12 protein-coding genes and 1 pseudogene are annotated in these 18633 nt (G+C 56.9%); 6 read left to right on the top strand and 7 right to left on the bottom strand.

Annotation, left to right across the window (positions count from 1 at the left end; all coding sequences use genetic code 11):
* Window positions 1-1000 precede the first annotated feature (1000 nt).
* The 7 genes and pseudogenes from OH491_RS01205 to OH491_RS01175 all read right to left on the bottom strand — a co-directional run.
* A pseudogene (locus tag OH491_RS01205) lies at window positions 1001-1717 on the bottom strand (fibronectin type III domain-containing protein); the annotation flags it as partial.
* A 663-nt stretch (window positions 1718-2380) separates the two neighbouring features.
* Window positions 2381-3070, bottom strand: coding sequence for a DUF1573 domain-containing protein (locus OH491_RS01200; protein ID WP_068772872.1), 690 nt, complete (start codon window positions 3068-3070; stop codon window positions 2381-2383).
* Window positions 3071-3575: 505 nt separating this feature from the next.
* The gene (locus OH491_RS01195) at window positions 3576-5903 is read right to left on the bottom strand and encodes an O-antigen ligase family protein (protein WP_342750824.1); all 2328 of its coding nucleotides are present in this window, start codon (window positions 5901-5903) and stop codon (window positions 3576-3578) included.
* 765 nt (window positions 5904-6668) lie between these two features.
* A complete protein-coding gene (locus OH491_RS01190; protein ID WP_068772875.1) occupies window positions 6669-8177 on the bottom strand; it encodes a type IV secretory system conjugative DNA transfer family protein in 1509 nt (502 codons plus the stop codon).
* Entirely contained in the window at window positions 8174-8647 is a 474-nt protein-coding gene (locus OH491_RS01185; protein WP_068772876.1) for a hypothetical protein, read from the bottom strand. Before OH491_RS01185 ends, OH491_RS01190 begins: the two co-directional genes overlap by 4 nt.
* Window positions 8644-9348 (bottom strand): division plane positioning ATPase MipZ, encoded by a 705-nt coding sequence (locus OH491_RS01180; RefSeq protein WP_068772877.1) that lies wholly within the window; start codon window positions 9346-9348, stop codon window positions 8644-8646. Before OH491_RS01180 ends, OH491_RS01185 begins: the two co-directional genes overlap by 4 nt.
* Window positions 9349-9359: 11 nt before the next feature.
* Entirely contained in the window at window positions 9360-9749 is a 390-nt protein-coding gene (locus tag OH491_RS01175) for a hypothetical protein (RefSeq protein ID WP_068772878.1), read from the bottom strand.
* 346 nt (window positions 9750-10095) lie between these two features.
* Between OH491_RS01175 and mobF the strand changes: the two genes are divergently transcribed.
* The 6 genes from mobF to OH491_RS01145 are packed head-to-tail and all read left to right on the top strand — an operon-like array spanning window position 10096 to window position 18630.
* Window positions 10096-12693, top strand: coding sequence for a MobF family relaxase (mobF, locus tag OH491_RS01170; protein ID WP_334319704.1), 2598 nt, complete (start codon window positions 10096-10098; stop codon window positions 12691-12693).
* The gene (locus tag OH491_RS01165) at window positions 12690-13040 is read left to right on the top strand and encodes a hypothetical protein (protein ID WP_068772880.1); all 351 of its coding nucleotides are present in this window, start codon (window positions 12690-12692) and stop codon (window positions 13038-13040) included. The genes mobF and OH491_RS01165 overlap by 4 nt, the downstream gene beginning before the upstream one ends.
* 58 nt (window positions 13041-13098) lie before the next feature.
* Complete coding sequence (locus OH491_RS01160; protein WP_068772881.1) at window positions 13099-13353, top strand: hypothetical protein; 255 nt, start codon at window positions 13099-13101, stop codon at window positions 13351-13353.
* The gene (locus OH491_RS01155; protein ID WP_342750823.1) at window positions 13302-15929 is read left to right on the top strand and encodes a hypothetical protein; all 2628 of its coding nucleotides are present in this window, start codon (window positions 13302-13304) and stop codon (window positions 15927-15929) included. The genes OH491_RS01160 and OH491_RS01155 overlap by 52 nt, the downstream gene beginning before the upstream one ends.
* Complete coding sequence (locus OH491_RS01150; RefSeq protein ID WP_342750821.1) at window positions 15907-18165, top strand: hypothetical protein; 2259 nt, start codon at window positions 15907-15909, stop codon at window positions 18163-18165. Before OH491_RS01155 ends, OH491_RS01150 begins: the two co-directional genes overlap by 23 nt.
* Window positions 18166-18174: 9 nt before the next feature.
* Window positions 18175-18630, top strand: a complete 456-nt coding sequence (locus tag OH491_RS01145) for a helix-turn-helix domain-containing protein (RefSeq protein WP_342750820.1) — start codon at window positions 18175-18177, stop codon at window positions 18628-18630.
* Window positions 18631-18633: the final 3 nt, after the last annotated feature.

The following is an 18633-nucleotide window of genomic DNA, read 5'->3' as shown; positions in this document are numbered from 1 at the left end:
TGACGGCATCTTTGGCGAAGAAATATCCCGTCGCAGGCTCGATGGTAACAGTGACGGTATTGCCAACGAAGTAGCCATATTCGCCTCCCCCAACTGACATGCCATTGATGCGGTAGGTGACATTTTCTGAATGGGAAATATTCACAAAAGCTTCGCCGCCCCCATACCCCGGATCGACAAAAACAGGTGCGACGGGAACAATAAAATAAGGCGAGCTGGAGCCAAAGGTATGCGTCCACGTGGTGACAGCATTGTTTGGGAAATGATAGCCCTCCTCAGCGACGACGGTAACGGTGACGGTGTCGCCCAAGGAATAATATTGATCTTCTCCAGGTACTCCCTCCCCGCCATCGATGTAATAGGTAACTCCCTCGACATGGGGGATGACGACGTAACATTCGTATTCATGCTCAGGACCATTGCTGGGATCATAATCAGGATCGACAAACTGGGGCGCCGTGGGCATGAGCATTTCAGATCCCGACAGCTCAATTGCGTACCCGGTGAGCCCCACGATAGACAATGGCAGTTCCACATAAGATCCGTTCCCATCATCGTCATAATCCCAATAACTCGGATCATCATAATCGAGTGTGAACGCAAGAGCGATGCTTTCCAGCCAACCATCCTCGCTCACGCTGATGCTATTTCGTATCCACCCGCGAAGCTGCTCCAACTGTTGCGTCTTCGTTATTGTCCCATGATCGCCATCAACGATGCCTTCATATGTCAAAAGGCCTCCCCATACAGACATCAGGAAATCTCGGATGGCCTCGTCTTTTGTCGCCCTCTGTATGACTAATGGCTGGCTGGATAGGCCGATGGAACCATCCTCATAGAAAGAGGGATCTGTTGCCTTTATATACATGCCGTCGACATTATTGCTATAGTTCATTAGCTGGGCGATTACCCCGGCATAATTGGGGGTATTGTAATCCACATTAAACTGGCGGGCCGTGAGGGTAAACCCAGTGGAGCTAGTGATAACAGTAAGCATGTTGCTTGGGTCGGAAACATTGCCAGCCACGTCTCTCGCCCTCACGGCAATAGCATATGCCGTGGATGGCGCAAGGCCGGTGAGCGCATACGAGGTGCTGTTTGTCGAATTAATCACCTCGCCGTCGAGAAAGATTAGATAGTCCGCAATCCCCACGTTGTCCGAGGATGCCGTCCATGTCATGGTTGCTGAATTGCTTGTTATGCCGGATGCGGTGAGGTTGGCAGGGGCCGTGGGCGGCGTGGAGTCAGGGACGGCCGTGGTTTGGAACGTGCTTGTATAGGACGATGCGCCAGCGCTGTTGCGGGCAAGAATGCGATAATAATAGGTGACACCCGGAGTCAGGCCGCTGTCGGCGAAGGCAAGCGCACCTGTCACTTCGGCGATTTTGACAAAGGTTATGCCGTCGCTGCTGCGTTCGATTTCGTAAGTGATGCCGGGATCGGTCGAGCCTTCCCATGTGAGCGTAGTGCTCGTGGCGGTAGTGTTGTTGATGACGGGATTGGCGGGTGTGTCGGGTGGAGGGCTGACAACCACCAAGTCATGTGACGACGAATGCCAGGTGTTGCCGATGTTGTCCTGCGCGGTGAACCGCACCGTGTATGCACCCGCCTGTGTCGGGGTGAGCGTGATCGAGTGCGAGCTTTGCGTTGCCCCGCTCAAGGAAATCCCCCTTGCCACACCGCCTGTGAGCGCACCCAAATTTGACGAACCTGGCATTGCAATACCTGTTGACGCGGAGATCCATTGCCCTCCGGGAACTTTCCAATCAATGCTGTGCGCCGTGAGCGTGCGATTTTCCGCTTCGTAGGATCCTGCGGCCGCTTCGGATGAATAAGTGCGCGACTGGCCAAGCGTGAGGGTGACTGCACTGTTTGGGTTGATTGTAACCGTGTGCGGTTCGTCCACCCATTCTTCCCAGCAATAATCAGATTCAATCCATTCGCACACCTCCCTTTCTTCATCCACCCACTCTTCTACCCACTCGCAAAATTCAAAATATGTGTAATAGCCTGATTCACCGTCATCGACCCACTCATACTCCGTCCAGCATTCGTAATATGATATCAAATAAGAATCGGTTTCAGTCCAGCAATACTCCTCATAATCCGTCTGGCAGCGGGTGACATATCCGGCTCGCGTTGCAGGTTGGATGAAAAACACCATCACGAGGATTATAAAAAGATTCCGAATCGATTTTTGGAGCTTCATGATGATACGGTATGTTTGCACGCTGACGCTGTCGTGAGGGGTAATACTGTTTGATGTCTTGTTTCGCCAATTGGGTTCGGATCAGTTTCCGAGCAGCAAAAGACCTTCAACTGCCCGGCTTACCTATGTTTGTTGATGGCAACCGGAAGCGCGCGTATGAACTGCAGCGCGTCACCGAACGATGACCCTTTGGGAATTGGGATCCTTGACTGCGGCTACGATTCTGGCCTTTTCAACAGTGCCGTCCTCCGCAGTGACATCGATGTAGATAAAACCTGCGGTGGCTTTTTCTGTGGAAATCGCTGTTATGACTATTGGATACGCGCCGTCGTCGTTTTTGGATTGTATCTCAGCGACAAAATTTGGGTCTGTTGAAAACACCGCCGTGGGCCTTACTCCGGCCTGCCTGATGTCGCGGAAAAGCAGCACCTTGCTTCCAGACTGGGCTCCCATCACCCAGTGCGCGCTGCTGGGCGTGACAACGTAATTGGTTGTGCTGGCCACGTTCACCCGAAGCGTAACCGTGGGATTTTGCGGATCGGTGGTGGTAACCGTAATTTTGTAGTTTTGCGGGCCGGCTCGGCTGGTGCGAGTATACCGGGCTTCCAGAACGCCCTCCTCTCCAGGCTGATATGCCTCCTTCTCCATGGTGGAAAGCTTCAGACATGAACAAGAGGGCACTGCCGAGAGGATGGCAATCGGCTCGGCACCGTTGTTCTTAAAGATGAATTTAATGTCCGCCTGTTGTTGATTTACCGCCAAAGTAATCGACTGTTCCATCGGATCCCATTGAATCTCGGCAAACAGTGGGCACAATATTGTAAAAAACACGGCCAGAAAGGTCACAATTTTAGTGTTCATAGGTATGGGTAGTAAGGAACGGCGTATGGGTGGTTGCGTTGCTATGTCACGCCTTTAGAAATACCAACGGAGTTTAATGGGGGAACGGGAAACAAACTTTAAGTGTTTTTATGGTGCCATATTACGGTGTAAAGGATTATTTTTAGAATAAATATTTATTTTAATGATATATCTTTGTTTATTATTGCAAAGTATATAAATTACCACCAGGTATTACGGTCGCCCGGTTATAAATCACAAATAATCAGATAGTTAAGTATATAGCCATCATGTTTTTATAGTATTTCTCAATAAACAGCTGCTAAATAATAACTTTTAGAAAATGATGAATGCAAAAGCTGCATAACTCTATAGAGAGTGAAGGGATGTTGAGTTGCTTGTGAAGGATGGCGATGAGGAGGTAAACGCACAGAGCGATCCAGAGTGGTGTTTTCACGGCGTTGGGGTGAAATTACCCCGATTTGTGGAAGGGGTGGCTGGCAAAGCCAAAAAGCGGGCGATATTGTCACCGTGCATTTCTGCGGTTTCGGACGCTTTTTATTTCATTCGCGGTTCTTTGGAAAATCCCCCCTGGCCCGATCTTTGTCTCGCTTACAAAAGAACCATCCACGGTATGAACCAGAATGATGTTTACATTGCCGTCACGGGCATATTCATAACGGAAAACGTCATCCTCAGTGAGCACGACCGGTGCTCGACCAACCGCAACGCCTCGCTTTGCGTCGTCACGTGGCGCCCACCTATATATCCCCGATGCGCCATTGCTCCCATGCCAGCCAGTCAGCAATGCATCATCATACTCGAATTGTGTCCGCACCCCAGAGATATTCTCAACACGCAAAAGACGATGATCATGACTCCACTCAAAATTGCATTTTCTATCGCCTGAAAATATCAAGTGTTGAAGCAGTCCGTTTTCGGCGTATCCGATGCGCGCCACTGCAATGCGGGCATCACCAGCCAGCCTTGAGATTTCCAGAATAGACTCCCTGTCGCTGACGACAGCGAATCTCCCCAGTTGTGCATCGGTGATAGTTTCAAGGAAGCCGTCCTTATACCGCCAAACCGAACCCTGGCGGGTTTTTATTTCTATAACGCCGGATTCAAAAACGTTTACGGATGAACCGTCATTGCCGTCACCAAATCCCATGTCTTGTCGGAGATACCTCATTTTCTGGCCAGCCGGTTTGACCCAGACCAATTGATCGTGGGATTCGAAATAAACGCATGTCCGCAACCCGGTTACACTCCACTCGCTTCTGGCACTCCGGTTGCTGCCAATGCGAATTCCATGCGTCAGCTGGAAATTAAAGCCCAACTTAGAAAGCACGGATACTCCACCCAGCTCCAGAGACAGTCGCGGCAAGCCATTCATATCAACCTTGCCCATGTTCAACAGGATTTCTGAGCGCAAAACGCGCTGCTCGGCATTGGCAGTCGAAAAGATTACAGGATTGCTTGCAGGAGAGATTAACCGTCCTCCCTGGGACGAATAAACCAGTTTAGCCCCCATCTTCGCTGTCCAAATACGCCATGCACGATCATACTGGGACGTATCCGCTAACGGCAAACAGACCACCATTTCGTGATTAGCAGGCGGATTGCCTTCCGGAGGGTATACAGAAGGATATAAAATGGTTGTTTTTTTCAATCCTCCCCCACCCAATCGAACGCGGCTCGCATGAAAACCCGAATAAACACAAACCTCAGGCCGCAAGCTGGTATGCGGATCTGAACAATGCCACGGCGCATACACAATCAGCGATTCCGAAGAAAAAACATCAAAGGAAGATACAGATGCCCGAATCGACTTGCCATAGTAGGTGCCAAAGATTGTGCCATCGACCCATAAAGCACTTGGAGTGTCCGCAGCTGTGCTAGAATCACGCCTTGAAAGCTTCACCACATCAGCGCCATCCAAGGGTTTTGCCTGCCAGTAAGTGTTTTTTGCCGCAGCATATCCAGCACTGAGCGCGCCAGCCACAATCAACAGTGCCAAGCCAACACCGCAGATGCAGCTTCCCAGTGTCCCCTTGTTTCGGATTCCAATGATAAAAAGCGAAATCGCCGATGCGGAGGGAAGCAGCCACAGCGACCACTCATACCAGCAACAAGTCCAGATATTGCCTGTCATCCATGCGATTACGCACGAGCCAGCAGCTACACACCAACTGTGTTTGCGCATCGTGACCGCGATGGCCACCGCGACCAGGAGAACCGATAACGATAAAAATAATGCAGGGACTCCGTGATTAACCGTGAGTTCCAGATAGCCGTTCACGAAGCTTGTGGGCTTTACTGTTTGCTCAATTTGCTGATACCAATTAATATAGGCCATTCCACCCTGCTTAAAACCCCATCCTGCGAATGGAGAGTCCCAGATCATTGCGAGGCCGCCGCGCCACAGTTCCAAACGATTGGATACTGACATATCTTGGGCCAGATATCCGGGCGAAACCCGACCTGCAAATCCAGTGAACACACAAATGAAAAGAATCAATCCGACTCGTACGATCAGATTCAGCCCCTTGCGCCTGAGTCCACTCCAGTTACCCTGTTCCACCACTGTAAAAAAGCATAGCAACGCACACAAGGCTGCGAGGAGCCCTCCCCGCGAGTAAGTTTTCACAAGCACAAACCAACTGCACAGCTCCAAACCGTAGAGTAATGCAAGCCCTCCAATGCGCAAGCCCAGCCTGTTTGAACGCGCCCAACGAAGTTCCGCCAGCCAGAGCCACACAAGAGCACACGAAAAAAAACAAGCCATGAAGTTAGGGTTTCCCCAATATACGCTCCAACGTAAATGACCGTTGTAAAAATACTCGGCAGGCATGTGTCAAATCTTACTAAGTTTTAAAATACAGGACACAAGTCATAGATTGGTATTTGATCACGGATTTGCTTAACTGCGTCTTCATGAGGATTCCTTCTGCTTTGGCCCCGTTGCCCGTGTCCGTCAATTCGGGGCAGCCCTAAAACCGGCTCTTATACGGTCAATCAGGTCGCCTACATGACTGGATTTTCGGACCACAGCCATTTGACGGTTCAGTTCAAGCGGCAGTTTGGGGTTCCGCCCTGTGTCTATCTGCCACGAATTCGCACGATTTAATCCAAAAAAATCGTGGATAAATAAAAGACATGCGATGGGCTGTGATCTATGATTGGTGTCTAAAACGCAGTGCGTATTTTGCACACTATCGCCACGCAAAATCAGCAAAGTGGTGCTCCCGTCGTCAGGCCGGGGCGGAGCACTTGATTCAACCCTCAACTTATAGTGCTCTATGTCTCATCTGCCCCCGTCCGTTCACCTCATGGTCACGTTACCTCTCAACGACTATATTATCTATACGGAGGCAGTCCGCCTTCTGCGCCGTATCATGGGTAAAGAGGCGCCCAACCCAATCGCACTGATCGTCCATACCCTCCGTCGCCGTGATGCTCGCGGCCTGGTTGAAGACTACTTGGAAGCAGTGGGATGGCCGTTGGAGACGCGGGGATCCCATGCTTCAAAGAACCGGACCGCGCATCAGAACCAAACCGAGCGCCGCCGGGGAACACTGACTCGCGCTGGCCTCGGCTCCCCAAGTCGAAATTGACATCACCGCACCGGTTTCGTGCTGAAGTCCGCCAGTTCTGCCACGAAGTCGTTGGCGTGGGTAAACCCGGTAAACGGCAGTTTACGCAGAAATGGTTTCCCTGTGTGGCGGGGATGGCGAATCACCGCCCTACCTTCCGGCAACGCCTGAAGTTGCGTGGGTTTGAACCACGGCTCATCGATCATCTGCCAGTTTCGCGATGTCCGGCCGGCACTGATACCGCCACTATATTTGCGGAGTTCCCGTCCGCCCATCTTTTCCGAGATGATCTTTGCTCCTTTCTCATCCGCAGCTCGAAAATGAATCTGCGTGCGCAGGTTGGCCATAAAAACATCTGCTTTGCGCTCGGTTTCGAACGCGGCATAGAATGACAAGGGTGTTTGCGTCGCGGAAATCAGGCAAGCTCCCGCCTCACGCAATTCATCAACCGTGGCGTGGTCGGCGAAACCGTCTTCGGAGACGAGCGTGGTCTTCTGACCTTCGTCGAGAACGAGCACGATCAGATTGCGTCGATGCAGTTCCTCGGATTCGAGATCAAACCGCCGGAAGGCATGAAGAAAGAACAATTGCTTCGCGAGGAGATTGAGGTAGCGGCGTTCGACCTGGTAGGTCTGTGGAATCGACAGACAAATGAGCCGCCCCTCGTCGATCTCGGCGAGGGAGAAGTTCGGTTCCACCGAGCAAAAGACTTCGGCAATGTCCGGCGGCGTGTAAGGCCGCAGGTAGTTCGCTACGGTGTAGACCGTGCCACTCTTCTGTTCGGGTGGTTGCTCGGCAAAATCCTTAAAGTATTGCCGCTCCGTTTCGGCGGCGCGACCCGGTCGCTCGGCGAGCCGGGCCAGCACCATCGCGAGATCGCTGGAGACGCAAATCATATCGTGCACGTTCGCGAGAGTCACCGGCAAATCCGCCGCTTCGAGGGCGTGCATCGCATGGGTAATGACATCGCGGGCGGTTTCTTTGAAAAACGTCTGACCGCCACGTTGTCCGGCGGCCGTCGCGGTATCCACAATCATCTTCGCGTAGGTGGTCCACGGCACGTCGGGCATGGAGAGCAGATTCAGACGCAGAGGAGGGTTCCATTTGCCAAGAGGAATATGCGTCGGCCGCACCCGAATGAGCCGCAGGCTTTCTTCCTGGCCCAAGCTGCGCGCCATCGCGGAAAGTGGTTTCCACAACGCTCCTTTGGAGTCCACCGCGAGAATGCCGGTATCGGGCAAAGTCGAGCGCAAGCCGTGGACGATGGGCACTACGGCTCGCGCGGTTTTGCCCGTGCCGGTCGCTCCCGTGATGAGAAAATGGCAGCACGCTTCATCCCGGGTCCAAGTGAGCCCCCAGAGCTCAAGCGCGAACTGCTGTGCCGATTCGCCCCATCGGTCGAGTGATTCAAATGCGCTCCAAATGGCCTGTGTCAACGCGGCCACCGCCAACCAATATCCTATGCCCGGAAGCAGGCTCCGGGCGCTGAATGCCACACCTAGGCAGACGATAACCACCCCCACCGCCTTCATACGCAAAAGAGGACGATGGCACCAATCGCGCCCAATGCGACACCGGTGAGCAAAGTGGCAAGGAGGTGCCGGCGTCGGGCAAGACGGAATGTCCGGGCGGCCAAGCCCAGTGATTTTTCCATCGCCCGGAGACGCGAGACAGCATCAGCGACTGGCTGCCGCAATTGCGTTTCAAGCTCCTTGCCGAGGATCGCTGGACGGTTGGTCATTTCCTGCTGCATCTGGTTGAGTACAGCATTCACCCCAGCGATAGCATCGGCGGAATCTGCCAGCGCTTCAATGCGCGCATCCAAGGCCGTCTTCATTTCCACAATGGCGGCCTGCAAGATGTCCTCCGATGCTTTTACCCGTTGCCAGTGCCAGGCGATGAGCAAATAGACCGGATCATCGGGATGCAGGCGGTAGTGAGACGATACCCACTGTAATTCTTCCGGCAGACTGGCCGGGTCGAGCAGATCCTCGGGCTTCATCCGATGAGCAGCGCTCGGGCTTTCGTAAACTCAGCCGCCATGCGTTCGTGAAAGCGGACGCAACGGGATCGGTCGAGGAGATGAAGCTGTTCGCTGGCACGACCGCGTCCGACGGTGAGATTGGCCTGCTGGAGCCGGTTACGCGTGACCTCGAACAAACAAGGAACATCGATCTCGACGGCCCCCAGTTCTTGCAGACGCCGGCGCGAATTACTCTGTGTAAACAGGGGGAGCGTGTCGCTGTCGCGCAGGTTGCGCGCGACCAGCCAGCGCACGCGTTCGCCATAGGCGTCGAGTAATTCCGCGATCTGCGAATTCGCATCCTTATCGTCGGTGCCGATGAGGACGAACACGAGGGCGAGATCCAGTTCGCCTTGGAGTTGCGGCAATCGAGCCTCGTCGAGATAAGCGAGCACCTTGCCGCCGCCGGTAGCGCGATTATCGACGAGCACCGTGTCAGCGTCGTCCAAGGCGTGGACCATGCGGTCGAGGACTCCGAGCTTGTCCACGTCCACATCGGTATCGATGAACTCGGCCTCCGGCACGAGCCGGTTGAAGGTCGAGTTGGCATGGTCCAAATCGAATGCCTTCACCCGGGCGCCTTCGTCGCCCAAGTAATCGTAGAGCAGTGCGGCGACAAAGCTCTTGCCGATGCCGCCTTTGTCTTGAGGGAAGAGAATGATGCGTTTCGTCGGATTCATGGCTGCATTGGTCAGTAGTTATCGCGGGCAATTTTGGGGCCGCGTTTCCCCAAGCTCCCTACGCTCGATCCCGGCGCGGAAACCCCAAAAGTTGGAGCGCCGGCTGACGAGCCGGCCGGTCGTCTGCCGGACGCATTCGTCGTTGTGGTCGACGGCGATTGGCGGACGCGCTCGATTTCGGCTTTGGTAAAGTTCCGCCGGCAAAAAACGCCCACGGCGGCGGGTGACACCTTGAGGCCGTGGCGGTTCAAGGTCGCCGCAATCTGCTCGTAGCTCATGAACTTCGCCCGTTGGAGCAGGAGCACGTCGCGATACGGAGCCAGCAGGCCGCGGTTATGCGCGGTCGGGTCGTAACGCTGGGCATCCTCCAGCAGGCGGGCATATAGTTCGGGCGAATCCATTGGCGGGCAGTATCGTTTCTCTTGGGATTAAAGTAAAACAAAATATTATGGGTTTATAAATAACCGGAATGACAATATAGTGGTGATCGAGTAGTGGTGTAGTGGCGAAATTCGCTCCGCTACCTAACGGACGTTAGGGGTGGCGTGTCACACATTTCATAGGTGATAGGTTTAAGGCGGATGCTTCAACGAGATCATCGGTTCCTTGAATGATGAGCAGTAAACTGCGCAAAGAAATTTTCTGCGGATGCGTTCCTAGCTTAAATTTTATGGGTTTACGCTCGCTTTTCTTATGGGTTTATGTTTCATTCCCAGCATGGTTAGATTTGATAAACCCTGCATTCGCGTGGATGCCGCCGTAAGCTACTTCCGGCAGCATTTGCGCGTGGGCGACTATCTGACTGAAGAAGGTCAGGCGGAGATGGTCTGGTTCGGCCAAGGCGCCGCGCGGTTGGGTTTGAACGGGGTATGCCAATTGGAGGCGTTGGAGCGACTGTGTGCCGGTCAGCATCCGGCAACGGGAGAAAGACTCGGAGTAAGGGACAAAGGATCTAAACGCCGAGTCTGTTACTTCGGGCAGATTTCGGCGCCCAAGGACGTTTCGATTGCGCTGCTGGTCGGCGGTGATCGACGGATTGAGGCGTGGTGGCAGGAAGCGGTGCAGGAAACTTTGCAGGAAGTCGAGGCGGTGACAGCGACCCGCGTGCGACGGGGCGGCGTCAACGCGGATCGGGTGACGGGCAACATGATGGCGGCGGTGGTCACGCATGATTCCAGCCGGGCGCTCGATCCCCAGTTGCATACCCACATGTGCATTCTCAACGTCACTTTCGACCCGGCGGAGCAGCGTTGGAAGGGCGTCCAACCCTACGGGTATCTCCGGCATCAGGGGTATTTCCGCGAGGTGTGCTACAACCGTCTCGCGCAACGGATGCGCGAGGGTGGTTACGAACTCGAACGCCAGCCCGGCATCGGTTTCACCATTCGAGGATTTCCGGAACGCCTGCGAACGGAGTTCAGCGAACGGCGGACGGAGATTCTGGCGGCGGCCCGCGAACGCGGAGCCGCGACACAAGACGAGCTTCAAGCCATCACGGCGGAAACGCGGGCGGCAAAGACCCACGCAACGTCCGCGAGTTTGCGGACGGGATGGGAAGCGCGGGCGGGCGATGACCTAGCCGTCGTGCGCACCGTGATTGCCGGCACAATGGGCAAGCCGGTTCCGCCGCCCGAGATGAGCGCCGACGAAGCGCTGACCGCGACGACGGACCATGTTTTCGAGCGCAAGTCCGTAGTCGCATCGCGTGATCTGCTTCGGGAAGCCTTGATCTACGGGCGAGGTGTCGTGCCGCTCGCCGATCTGCGGGCCGCCCTGAAGCAGCAGGTTGCTTCCGGTGTCCTCCGGGAGGCGGAGGAGGAAATCGCCGCCACCGCGGCCTTGCAGGCGGAAGAGGAGTTCATCGCTTGGGCGAACGCCGGCCGGACGAGTTGCGGTGCGTTGGGCACGCTTCCGACCGGAGCGGAATTGTCGGAAGAGCAACGCCAGACGGTGGAGGGCATGCTTGGCTGCAATTCCCGGGTGATGATCCTCGCCGGTGATGCCGGCACCGGGAAGACGAACAGCCTAAAATCAGTCGTGGCCGGCATCGAGCAGGCGGGCGGACGGGTCTTCGGGTGCGCTCCTTCTTCCGGGGCGGCCGACGTGCTGCGTCAGGAACTCACCACGCATGCCGACACGTTGCAGCAACTACTCGTCAACGAATCGCTCCAGCGGGCCACGCGCGACCGCGTGCTACTGGTGGACGAAGCCGGCTTGATTTCCGTGAAGCAGATGCGAGACCTCTGCTGGCTGGCGGCAGCGAATGGCAATCGGGTCATCCTGATTGGAGACATCAAGCAGCATTCCTCAGTCGAAGCCGGCGACGCCTTGCGCTGTCTGCAAAAATTCGCGCAGGTGCCGGTCTTCCGCCTGACGCAAATCCGCCGGCAACGTTCGCCGCAGTATCGCCGGGCGGTGGCTCTGCTCGCCAAAGGCGACGCATTTGGGGCATTCAACCATTTCTCCCGGCTCGGTGCGGTAAAGGAGATCCCGCAGGAGGACGTGCTGTTCCAAACGGCCGCGAGCGCCTACGTCGCTCATGTCCGCCGCGCCGAAAGCTGCCTGGCGATTTCGCCGGTCTGGAAAGAAATCCATGCCTTTACCGACATCGTGCGCGGTCAACTGCGGGAGGCTGGCCTCTTGCAAGGCGACGGACGCCACCTGTCCACGGTCTTTTCGCTGCAATGGACGAAGGCGCAAATGCGGGACGCGCGAAATTATCAGCCGGGCCAGGTGCTGCTGTTTCATCGCTCGTCGGGTTCGTATGCCAAAGGGGATCAACTCACGGTTGTGCGGCGTGATGGCGCGGTTCTGCTGCTGCGCTTTGAGGATGGCGGAGAAGCATGGTTCAGCCCGTGTCACAATCGCGGTTTCGATGTCGGAATTCGGCGCGAGATTGAGGTCGCAGCCGGAGACCGCCTTTTGATTCGGGCCAATCAGAAGACGGCGCGGCTGCGCAACGGAGACTTGGTTGAGGTCGCTGGTTTTGCGCCGGACGGGAGCATCACCCTGCGAGATGGGCGCTCGATTCCTTCCTTGTTTCGGGAGTTTTCGCATGGCTATGCGACGACCTCGCACGCGGCCCAAGGCAAGACCGTCGATCATGGGATCTTATTACTGGGACGCGCGGGCATCCTGGCGGCCGATCTGAAACAAGCCTACGTCTCCAACTCCCGTTTTCGGGAGAGTCAGGAGATCTACGTCGCCGACCAGCGGGCCGCCCGCGAGGCAATGATGGAATCCGGTGACCGCAAACTTGTGCTCGAAATGCCTCCGCCAACGAACCGCGCTTCGCCTCCGGTTCGGACCGGCATCCGGATGGTGGCAGGAGGTGTGGTGGCATGAGCATTCATCAGCATCCCACGAAGGTGCCGTTGGCTCCGCCCGCGCCGCATGTGTGGGGTGAACTGGCGTCGGAGCATCAGACGGCGGGAGCCGTGCGGTTCGTGCTCAGCGACCGGGTAGTCTCGTTTCCCATTGGCGAGTTGAAGCGGTGGGAGCATATCGCCGGCAATCCGGAGCGACTCGTTATCACCGCTGGTCAGGAAATCGTGACGGTCGAAGGTCAGGAGCTGTCCATCGTGCGCTCGGCGCTGGATGAGTCGCGATTGATCGAACTTCGGCAGCACGAGCGAAAACCCGCCACCCGCAACGGTCCGATGGTGCGGCGAATAATGATTGAATCGAGATGAGGCATGGCGCTAAGGAAGATCAACGACGATCAACTCGATTTCTTTGCCGAGCTAACCCATGAACGGACTCCTCGCATACGGACGGATGGCGGAAGCCCATTGGCGGGAACATTGCCCGCAGATGGTGCGTGGCTTGGAAACGGAGGGCCGGTTACAGGAAGCCCTGCTGGAAGCGCAGGAGCGCACGGCGGAAGAAATGGATCAACTCCTGCGAGACTTTCGCAAGGAGGGGCTGACACCGGAACAGGCGCACAGCCGGGCGTGGGAACTGGTGCGGGAGAAATATATCCTGCTTCCGCCGGAACAGAACTGATTTCGCAGTTCAACGGACGAAACTACCGTCCGAACAATACCGACCAGATTGGGGTCGGCTCGCTGAAACAGAAGTATCGGCAGAATGTCGCGGCCATTGCACGCCTTCGCCTGATTGAGGCGGAGCAGCGTCCGGCGACCACCGAGGACAAGTCCATCCTGATCCGCTTCGTCGGCTGGGGCGGAATGCCGCAGGTCTTCGCCGACGAAAAGGAAGCGCCACAGTGGGCGGCGGAACAGACCGAGCTGAGGAACCTGCTCACGCCGGAGGAATTCACGTCAGCACGAGCCTCGACACTCAATGCTCACTATACGTCGCCGCCCGTGATTCGGGCGATGTATGCGGGTCTGGAGCGGCTGGGGTTCCGGGGAGGCCGGATTCTGGAGCCGGCCTGCGGGCTCGGTCACTTTTTTGGTTTCATGCCGCCTGAAATGCACGGGCGTTCGCAGCTCACCGGGATCGAGCTTGATGGACTCACCGCCCGGCTGGCTCGGGCGATCTATCCCGCCGCTGACATTCGGGCGGAGGGATTCGAGACCGCACTCCTCGCGACCAATGCGTTCGACCTGGCGGTCTCGAACATCCCTTTCGGCGACTATCGCCCCCACGATCCGCGTTTCAACGCACGGCGATTCCGTATTCATGATTACTTTTTTGTTGCCGCGCTGGCACGGGTGCGTCCCGGCGGCTTGGTCGCATTCATCACGTCCCGGGGCACACTCGATAAACGGGAAGACGGCTTGCGCGGATTGCTCGCCGGGGAGGCCGATCTCGTCGGAGCGTTGCGGTTGCCCAACACCGCCTTCCTGCACAATGCGAATACGCGGGTAACAACCGACATTGTGTTCCTGCGCAAGCGACTTCCGGGAGAAAAGCCCGGCGGGTTGGCCTGGCTGGAGAGTCAGACGCTCCAAGTCGAGAAAGGAGAGCCCATCTTCGTAAACGAATATTACCGCGCCCATCCCGAGCATATGCTCGGCAAAATGCAACGTCGGGAACATGGTATGTATGGGCGGGATGAAGCCGAACTCGGCGACGACGGCCGGGATTTGAGCACGGCGTTGACGCAGGCGATCCAGTCGCTGCCAGCCGGCCTCTACCGACCGGCAACCAGCTTGGCGGCGAGACAGACGCTGCCCGCGCCAGCAAATTTGAAGCCGGGGGCCTACATGGCTCTGGACGACGGAGGACTCGGTCAGAGGGAGGGAGCTGAGTTGGTCGTCCTGACGGATCTTCCGGCCCAAACCCTGCGCCGGATTCGCGGGATGTTGCGCGTAAGAGAGGCCGCGCGCGCGTGCCTTGCGGCACAAGTTCAAAACCAAAGCGAAGAGGCCATTCTGGCGACGCGGGAACGGCTCAACGAGGTGTATGATCGGTTCGTTGGGCAATTTGGCCCGATCTCTTCGTCAGCCAATGTTCGCGCTTTCGTTGGCGATCCCGATCTACCGCTGCTGCTCTCGCTCGAAAACTACAATGAGGACAACGATACGGCGGCGAAGACGGCGATCTTCCGTGAGCGCACCATCGATCACCGCCGTCCCATTGAGCAGGTGGCGAGCCCGCGCGAAGCTCTGGTGGTCACGCTGAATGAGCGGAGTCGCGTTGATCTCGACCACATCGCGAAGTTGCTGAGTAAGACCCCGGAGCAGTTCCTGCCGCACTTGCAAGGACTCATCTTCCTCAATCCCGACACCCGGCGTTGGGAGCCCGAGGACGAGTATCTTTCCGGCAACGTTCGCGAAAAGTTGGCGAAGGCCGAGATGGCGGCGAAGCGCGACGCACGGTTTCATGGCAATGTCGAAGCGCTTCGGGCCGTGCAACCTGACCCGCTCGCAGCCAATGAGATCGACGCCCGGCTGGGCGCGGTCTGGATTCCGGCATCGGATATTGCCCAATTCGCGCGGGAACTGCTGCGGAGCGGCCGTGAGGACGTGAAGGTCGGTCATGCCGCACAACTCGGATTGTGGAGTGTCGAGGCCAGTTACTACGCCAAGACGGGAGTGGCCAACCGGAGCGAATGGGGAACCGAACGGGTGCCTGCCCATGAGTTGCTGGAACATGCGCTCAATCTTCGCACGCCAACGGTCTATGACTATGACGAAAAGAAAGTCGCTCATCTCAACGTTGTCGCGACGGAGGCCGCGCGCGAGAAACAGCAGAAGATCAAAGACCGCTTCATTGAATGGATTTGGAGCGACGATGCGCGGCGTGAACGCCTCGTGGCGGACTACAATCGTGAGTTTAATTGCTACCGGCTACGCTCGTTCAACGGCGATCACCTGACGCTGCCCGGCGGCCATTGCGCTCCACGCGCACCAGCGGCGGTGTGGCGGATTCTCCAGACACCGAATACGCTCTGGCCCATGTTGTTGGCGCAGGCAAGACCTACGATGGTGGCGGCCGCGATGGAGTTGAAGCGGCGGGCTGGCCAAAAGCCGCTCTTCGTGGTGCCCAATCACATGCTGGGACAGTTCTCGTCCGAACTGCTCACGCTGTATCCCGCCGCGAATATTCTGGCGGCAGGATTTCGAGAGCGCACGCCGGAGGGAATTGATGAGCCGCATCGCCACCAATAATTGGGATGCCGTCATTGTCACGCACTCCGGCTTTGAGCGCCTGGCCATATCGTCGCAGGCCCAGAAAGGTTTTATTCAGGAGCAGCTCGATGATCTCGAAACCTGCATTCGGGAGCAAAAAGGACAGGACTCGGGCACACGGCTGGTGAAGCAACTGGAGGCGTCCAAGAAGCGTCTGGAGGCCAGGCTCAAGACCTTGGCGGCGGAACATCGCAAGGACGACACGTTGACCTTCGAGGAGTTAGGTGTGGACCGCCTTTTTGTCGATGAAGCCCACGCCTACAAAAATCTTTTCTATGTTACCAAAATGACGCGCGTGGCAGGTCTCCCGCAGACGGCGTCGGAGCGCGCTTTTGACATGTTCCTGAAAGTGCAGCACGTGCAGCGCGCCAACGGCGGCGGGGGCGTTGTGTTCGCGACTGGAACGCCGGTCACCAACACGATGGCGGAGATGTTCACCATGCAGCGCTTCCTGCAAATGGACACGCTGGCGAGCCGACATTTGCGGCATTTCGATTCGTGGGCGGCGACTTTCGGCGAATCGATCACGGCGCTCGAACTCGCGCCTGACGGCGCCGGGTATCGGTTGAATACGCGGTTTGCACGCTTCGTGAACGTGCCCGAGCTCATGCATCTCTTCCGGCAGGTGGCCGACATTCAGACTGCGGACATGCTTAAACTGCCGATTCCGAAAATCGAGGGTGGACGCCCGCGGATCGTGCGCGCACCTGCGACGCTCCAATTGAAGGCGTTGGTCGCCTCCCTGGCCGCTCGGGCAGAGAAACTCAAAACCAATCACGTGCCGCCGTGGGAGGACAATATGCTCAAAATTACTGGCGAGGGCAGGAAAGCGGCACTCGACCTTCGACTCGCGCTCGGCCCGCTTGAAGACAATCCGGCCTTCAAGGTAAACCAGGCGGTGCGGGAAATCTTCGCGATCTGGGATTCGTCGCGCGAGCAACGCCTCGCGCAGCTTGTCTTTTGCGACCTTTCCACGCCGAAAGGTCCCGGTCAGGGTTTTTCTGTTTACGACGACATCAAAACCAAGTTGGTCAGGCTCGGCGTTCCCGCTGCCGAAATCGCATTCATTCAGGACCACGACAGCGATGCGGCCAAGCTGACCCTCTTCAAAAATGTCCGTTCCGGCAAGGTCCGCATCCTGGTCGGTTCGACCGCAAAAATGGGCGCTGGCACAAACGTTCAGGCCAAGCTGGTGGCCTTGCATCATCTGGATGCCCCTTGGCGGCCTGCCGACATCGAACAACGCGAAGGTCGGATTCTGCGGCAGGGAAACAGCAATCCCGTGGTGCAAATCACCCGCTACGTGACGGAGGGCAGTTTCGATGCGTACATGTGGCAAACGCTCGAAACGAAAGCGAAGTTCATCGCCCAGATCATGACCGGAGAATGCTCGGCCCGGCGGATCGAGGATCTTGATTCACCAGCGTTGACCTATGCCGAGGTGAAAGCGATCGCATCCGGCAATCCGCTCGTGATTGAGAAAGCGAAAGTGGATGCCGAAGTGATGCGTCTCGGGCGGCTCCGTGGTCAGCATGGCGAGGATCAATACAACGCCCGGCGACGGCTGCGGATGATGGAAGAAGATGTGCAACGGCTGGAGCGCGCCATCGTCGGGCATCGGACTGACCTTGAACGCCGGGTGGATACCCACGGTGATAAGTTTGTCATAAAACTGGTCGGTCGCACGTATGAGGATCGAGCCGAGGCAGGAACGGCATTGATCGGCTTGGTGGATCGCCAGCGTCATGCGCGCGGACCGGTGGAGTTGGGACACTTCGCGGGCTTCCGTTTGGCATTTCGGCCCACCGTGCCGGACAAGCTCACATTGCATGGGACCATGACCTACGACGGCAACGTCTCAATCAGCCCGGCGGGAATCATCGGTTCCTTGGAGCACGCCGTGCGTTCCATCGAAGAACGAATCGGGCGGGCGCAGGAACATTTGGCGCAGACCAAGAAATCAATCGGGGAAATCGCGGCCTTGATGGATCGCCCATTTGAGCACGAGGCTCGTTACCACGAGGCCGTCGCGCGCCAGGCAGAGTTGGTCGAAGCCCTCGATATTACCAAGAATCAAAATACCGAGAGCCTGTCGTCCGAGGTCGCGACGGGCGGCCATGTGCCGGAGCCGGGCAACGCTCCGCAGCCTGCACCGATTACTCCGCGTATCGCGTTGCCAACGCGGAAAACCACGAAGCTGCGGATGGCAGTGTAAGAAAGAACGATGGAACGCACGCTTTCAAAGCCCACGGACGCGCAACGCCGGCATCGTATCGCAGAGCTTCTTTGCCAGGCGATTCATCTCGCAGAGGCCAGTGATGCGCTCCGAGCAAGGCTCTCGGAAAAGGAAGCTGAAGAATTGGGTCTGATCGGGGACACGCCAGATGCGGCCAGTCCGGAAGACCGGGTGTTTCAGTATCTGGCCTCCATGCGCGCAGCCTCACCCGCGGCGATTTGCAGCGGAACCGGGCTCTCCCGAGCCAGCGTCCAGCGTGCTTTGCAGCGTCTTGCCCGCGAACGCCAGATTGTTGTCGAGGGGCAAACCAGATCGGTGGTCTATCAGCGTGCTTTGCAGCGTCTTGCCCGCGAACGCCAGATTGTTGTCGAGGGGCAAACCAGATCGGTGGTCTATCATCTGAATCGGATGGAGCCTGATGCGGCACAGTTGGAGCGGAACTGAATC

Source organism: Termitidicoccus mucosus (assembly GCF_038725785.1).
GTDB classification, from domain to species: Bacteria; Verrucomicrobiota; Verrucomicrobiia; order Opitutales; family Opitutaceae; genus Termitidicoccus; species Termitidicoccus mucosus.
The sequence above is the reverse complement of the archived record's forward strand: the minus strand, read 5'-3'. Positions and strand labels throughout refer to the sequence as shown.

Bases quoted from the DNA above. Each gene is read 5' to 3' on its own strand.
- OH491_RS01180 (WP_068772877.1), bottom strand. From the start codon at position 9,348: ATGAATCCGACGAAACGCATCATTCTCTTCCCTCAAGACAAAGGCGGC.
- OH491_RS01160 (WP_068772881.1), top strand. From the start codon at position 13,099: ATGAACGGACTCCTCGCATACGGACGGATGGCGGAAGCCCATTGGCGG.
- OH491_RS01145 (WP_342750820.1), top strand. From the start codon at position 18,175: ATGGAACGCACGCTTTCAAAGCCCACGGACGCGCAACGCCGGCATCGT.
- OH491_RS01175 (WP_068772878.1), bottom strand. From the start codon at position 9,749: ATGGATTCGCCCGAACTATATGCCCGCCTGCTGGAGGATGCCCAGCGT.
- OH491_RS01195 (WP_342750824.1), bottom strand. From the start codon at position 5,903: ATGCCTGCCGAGTATTTTTACAACGGTCATTTACGTTGGAGCGTATAT.
- OH491_RS01150 (WP_342750821.1), top strand. From the start codon at position 15,907: ATGAGCCGCATCGCCACCAATAATTGGGATGCCGTCATTGTCACGCAC.
- OH491_RS01190 (WP_068772875.1), bottom strand. From the start codon at position 8,177: ATGAAGGCGGTGGGGGTGGTTATCGTCTGCCTAGGTGTGGCATTCAGC.
- OH491_RS01200 (WP_068772872.1), bottom strand. From the start codon at position 3,070: ATGAACACTAAAATTGTGACCTTTCTGGCCGTGTTTTTTACAATATTG.
- OH491_RS01165 (WP_068772880.1), top strand. From the start codon at position 12,690: ATGAGCATTCATCAGCATCCCACGAAGGTGCCGTTGGCTCCGCCCGCG.
- OH491_RS01185 (WP_068772876.1), bottom strand. From the start codon at position 8,647: ATGAAGCCCGAGGATCTGCTCGACCCGGCCAGTCTGCCGGAAGAATTA.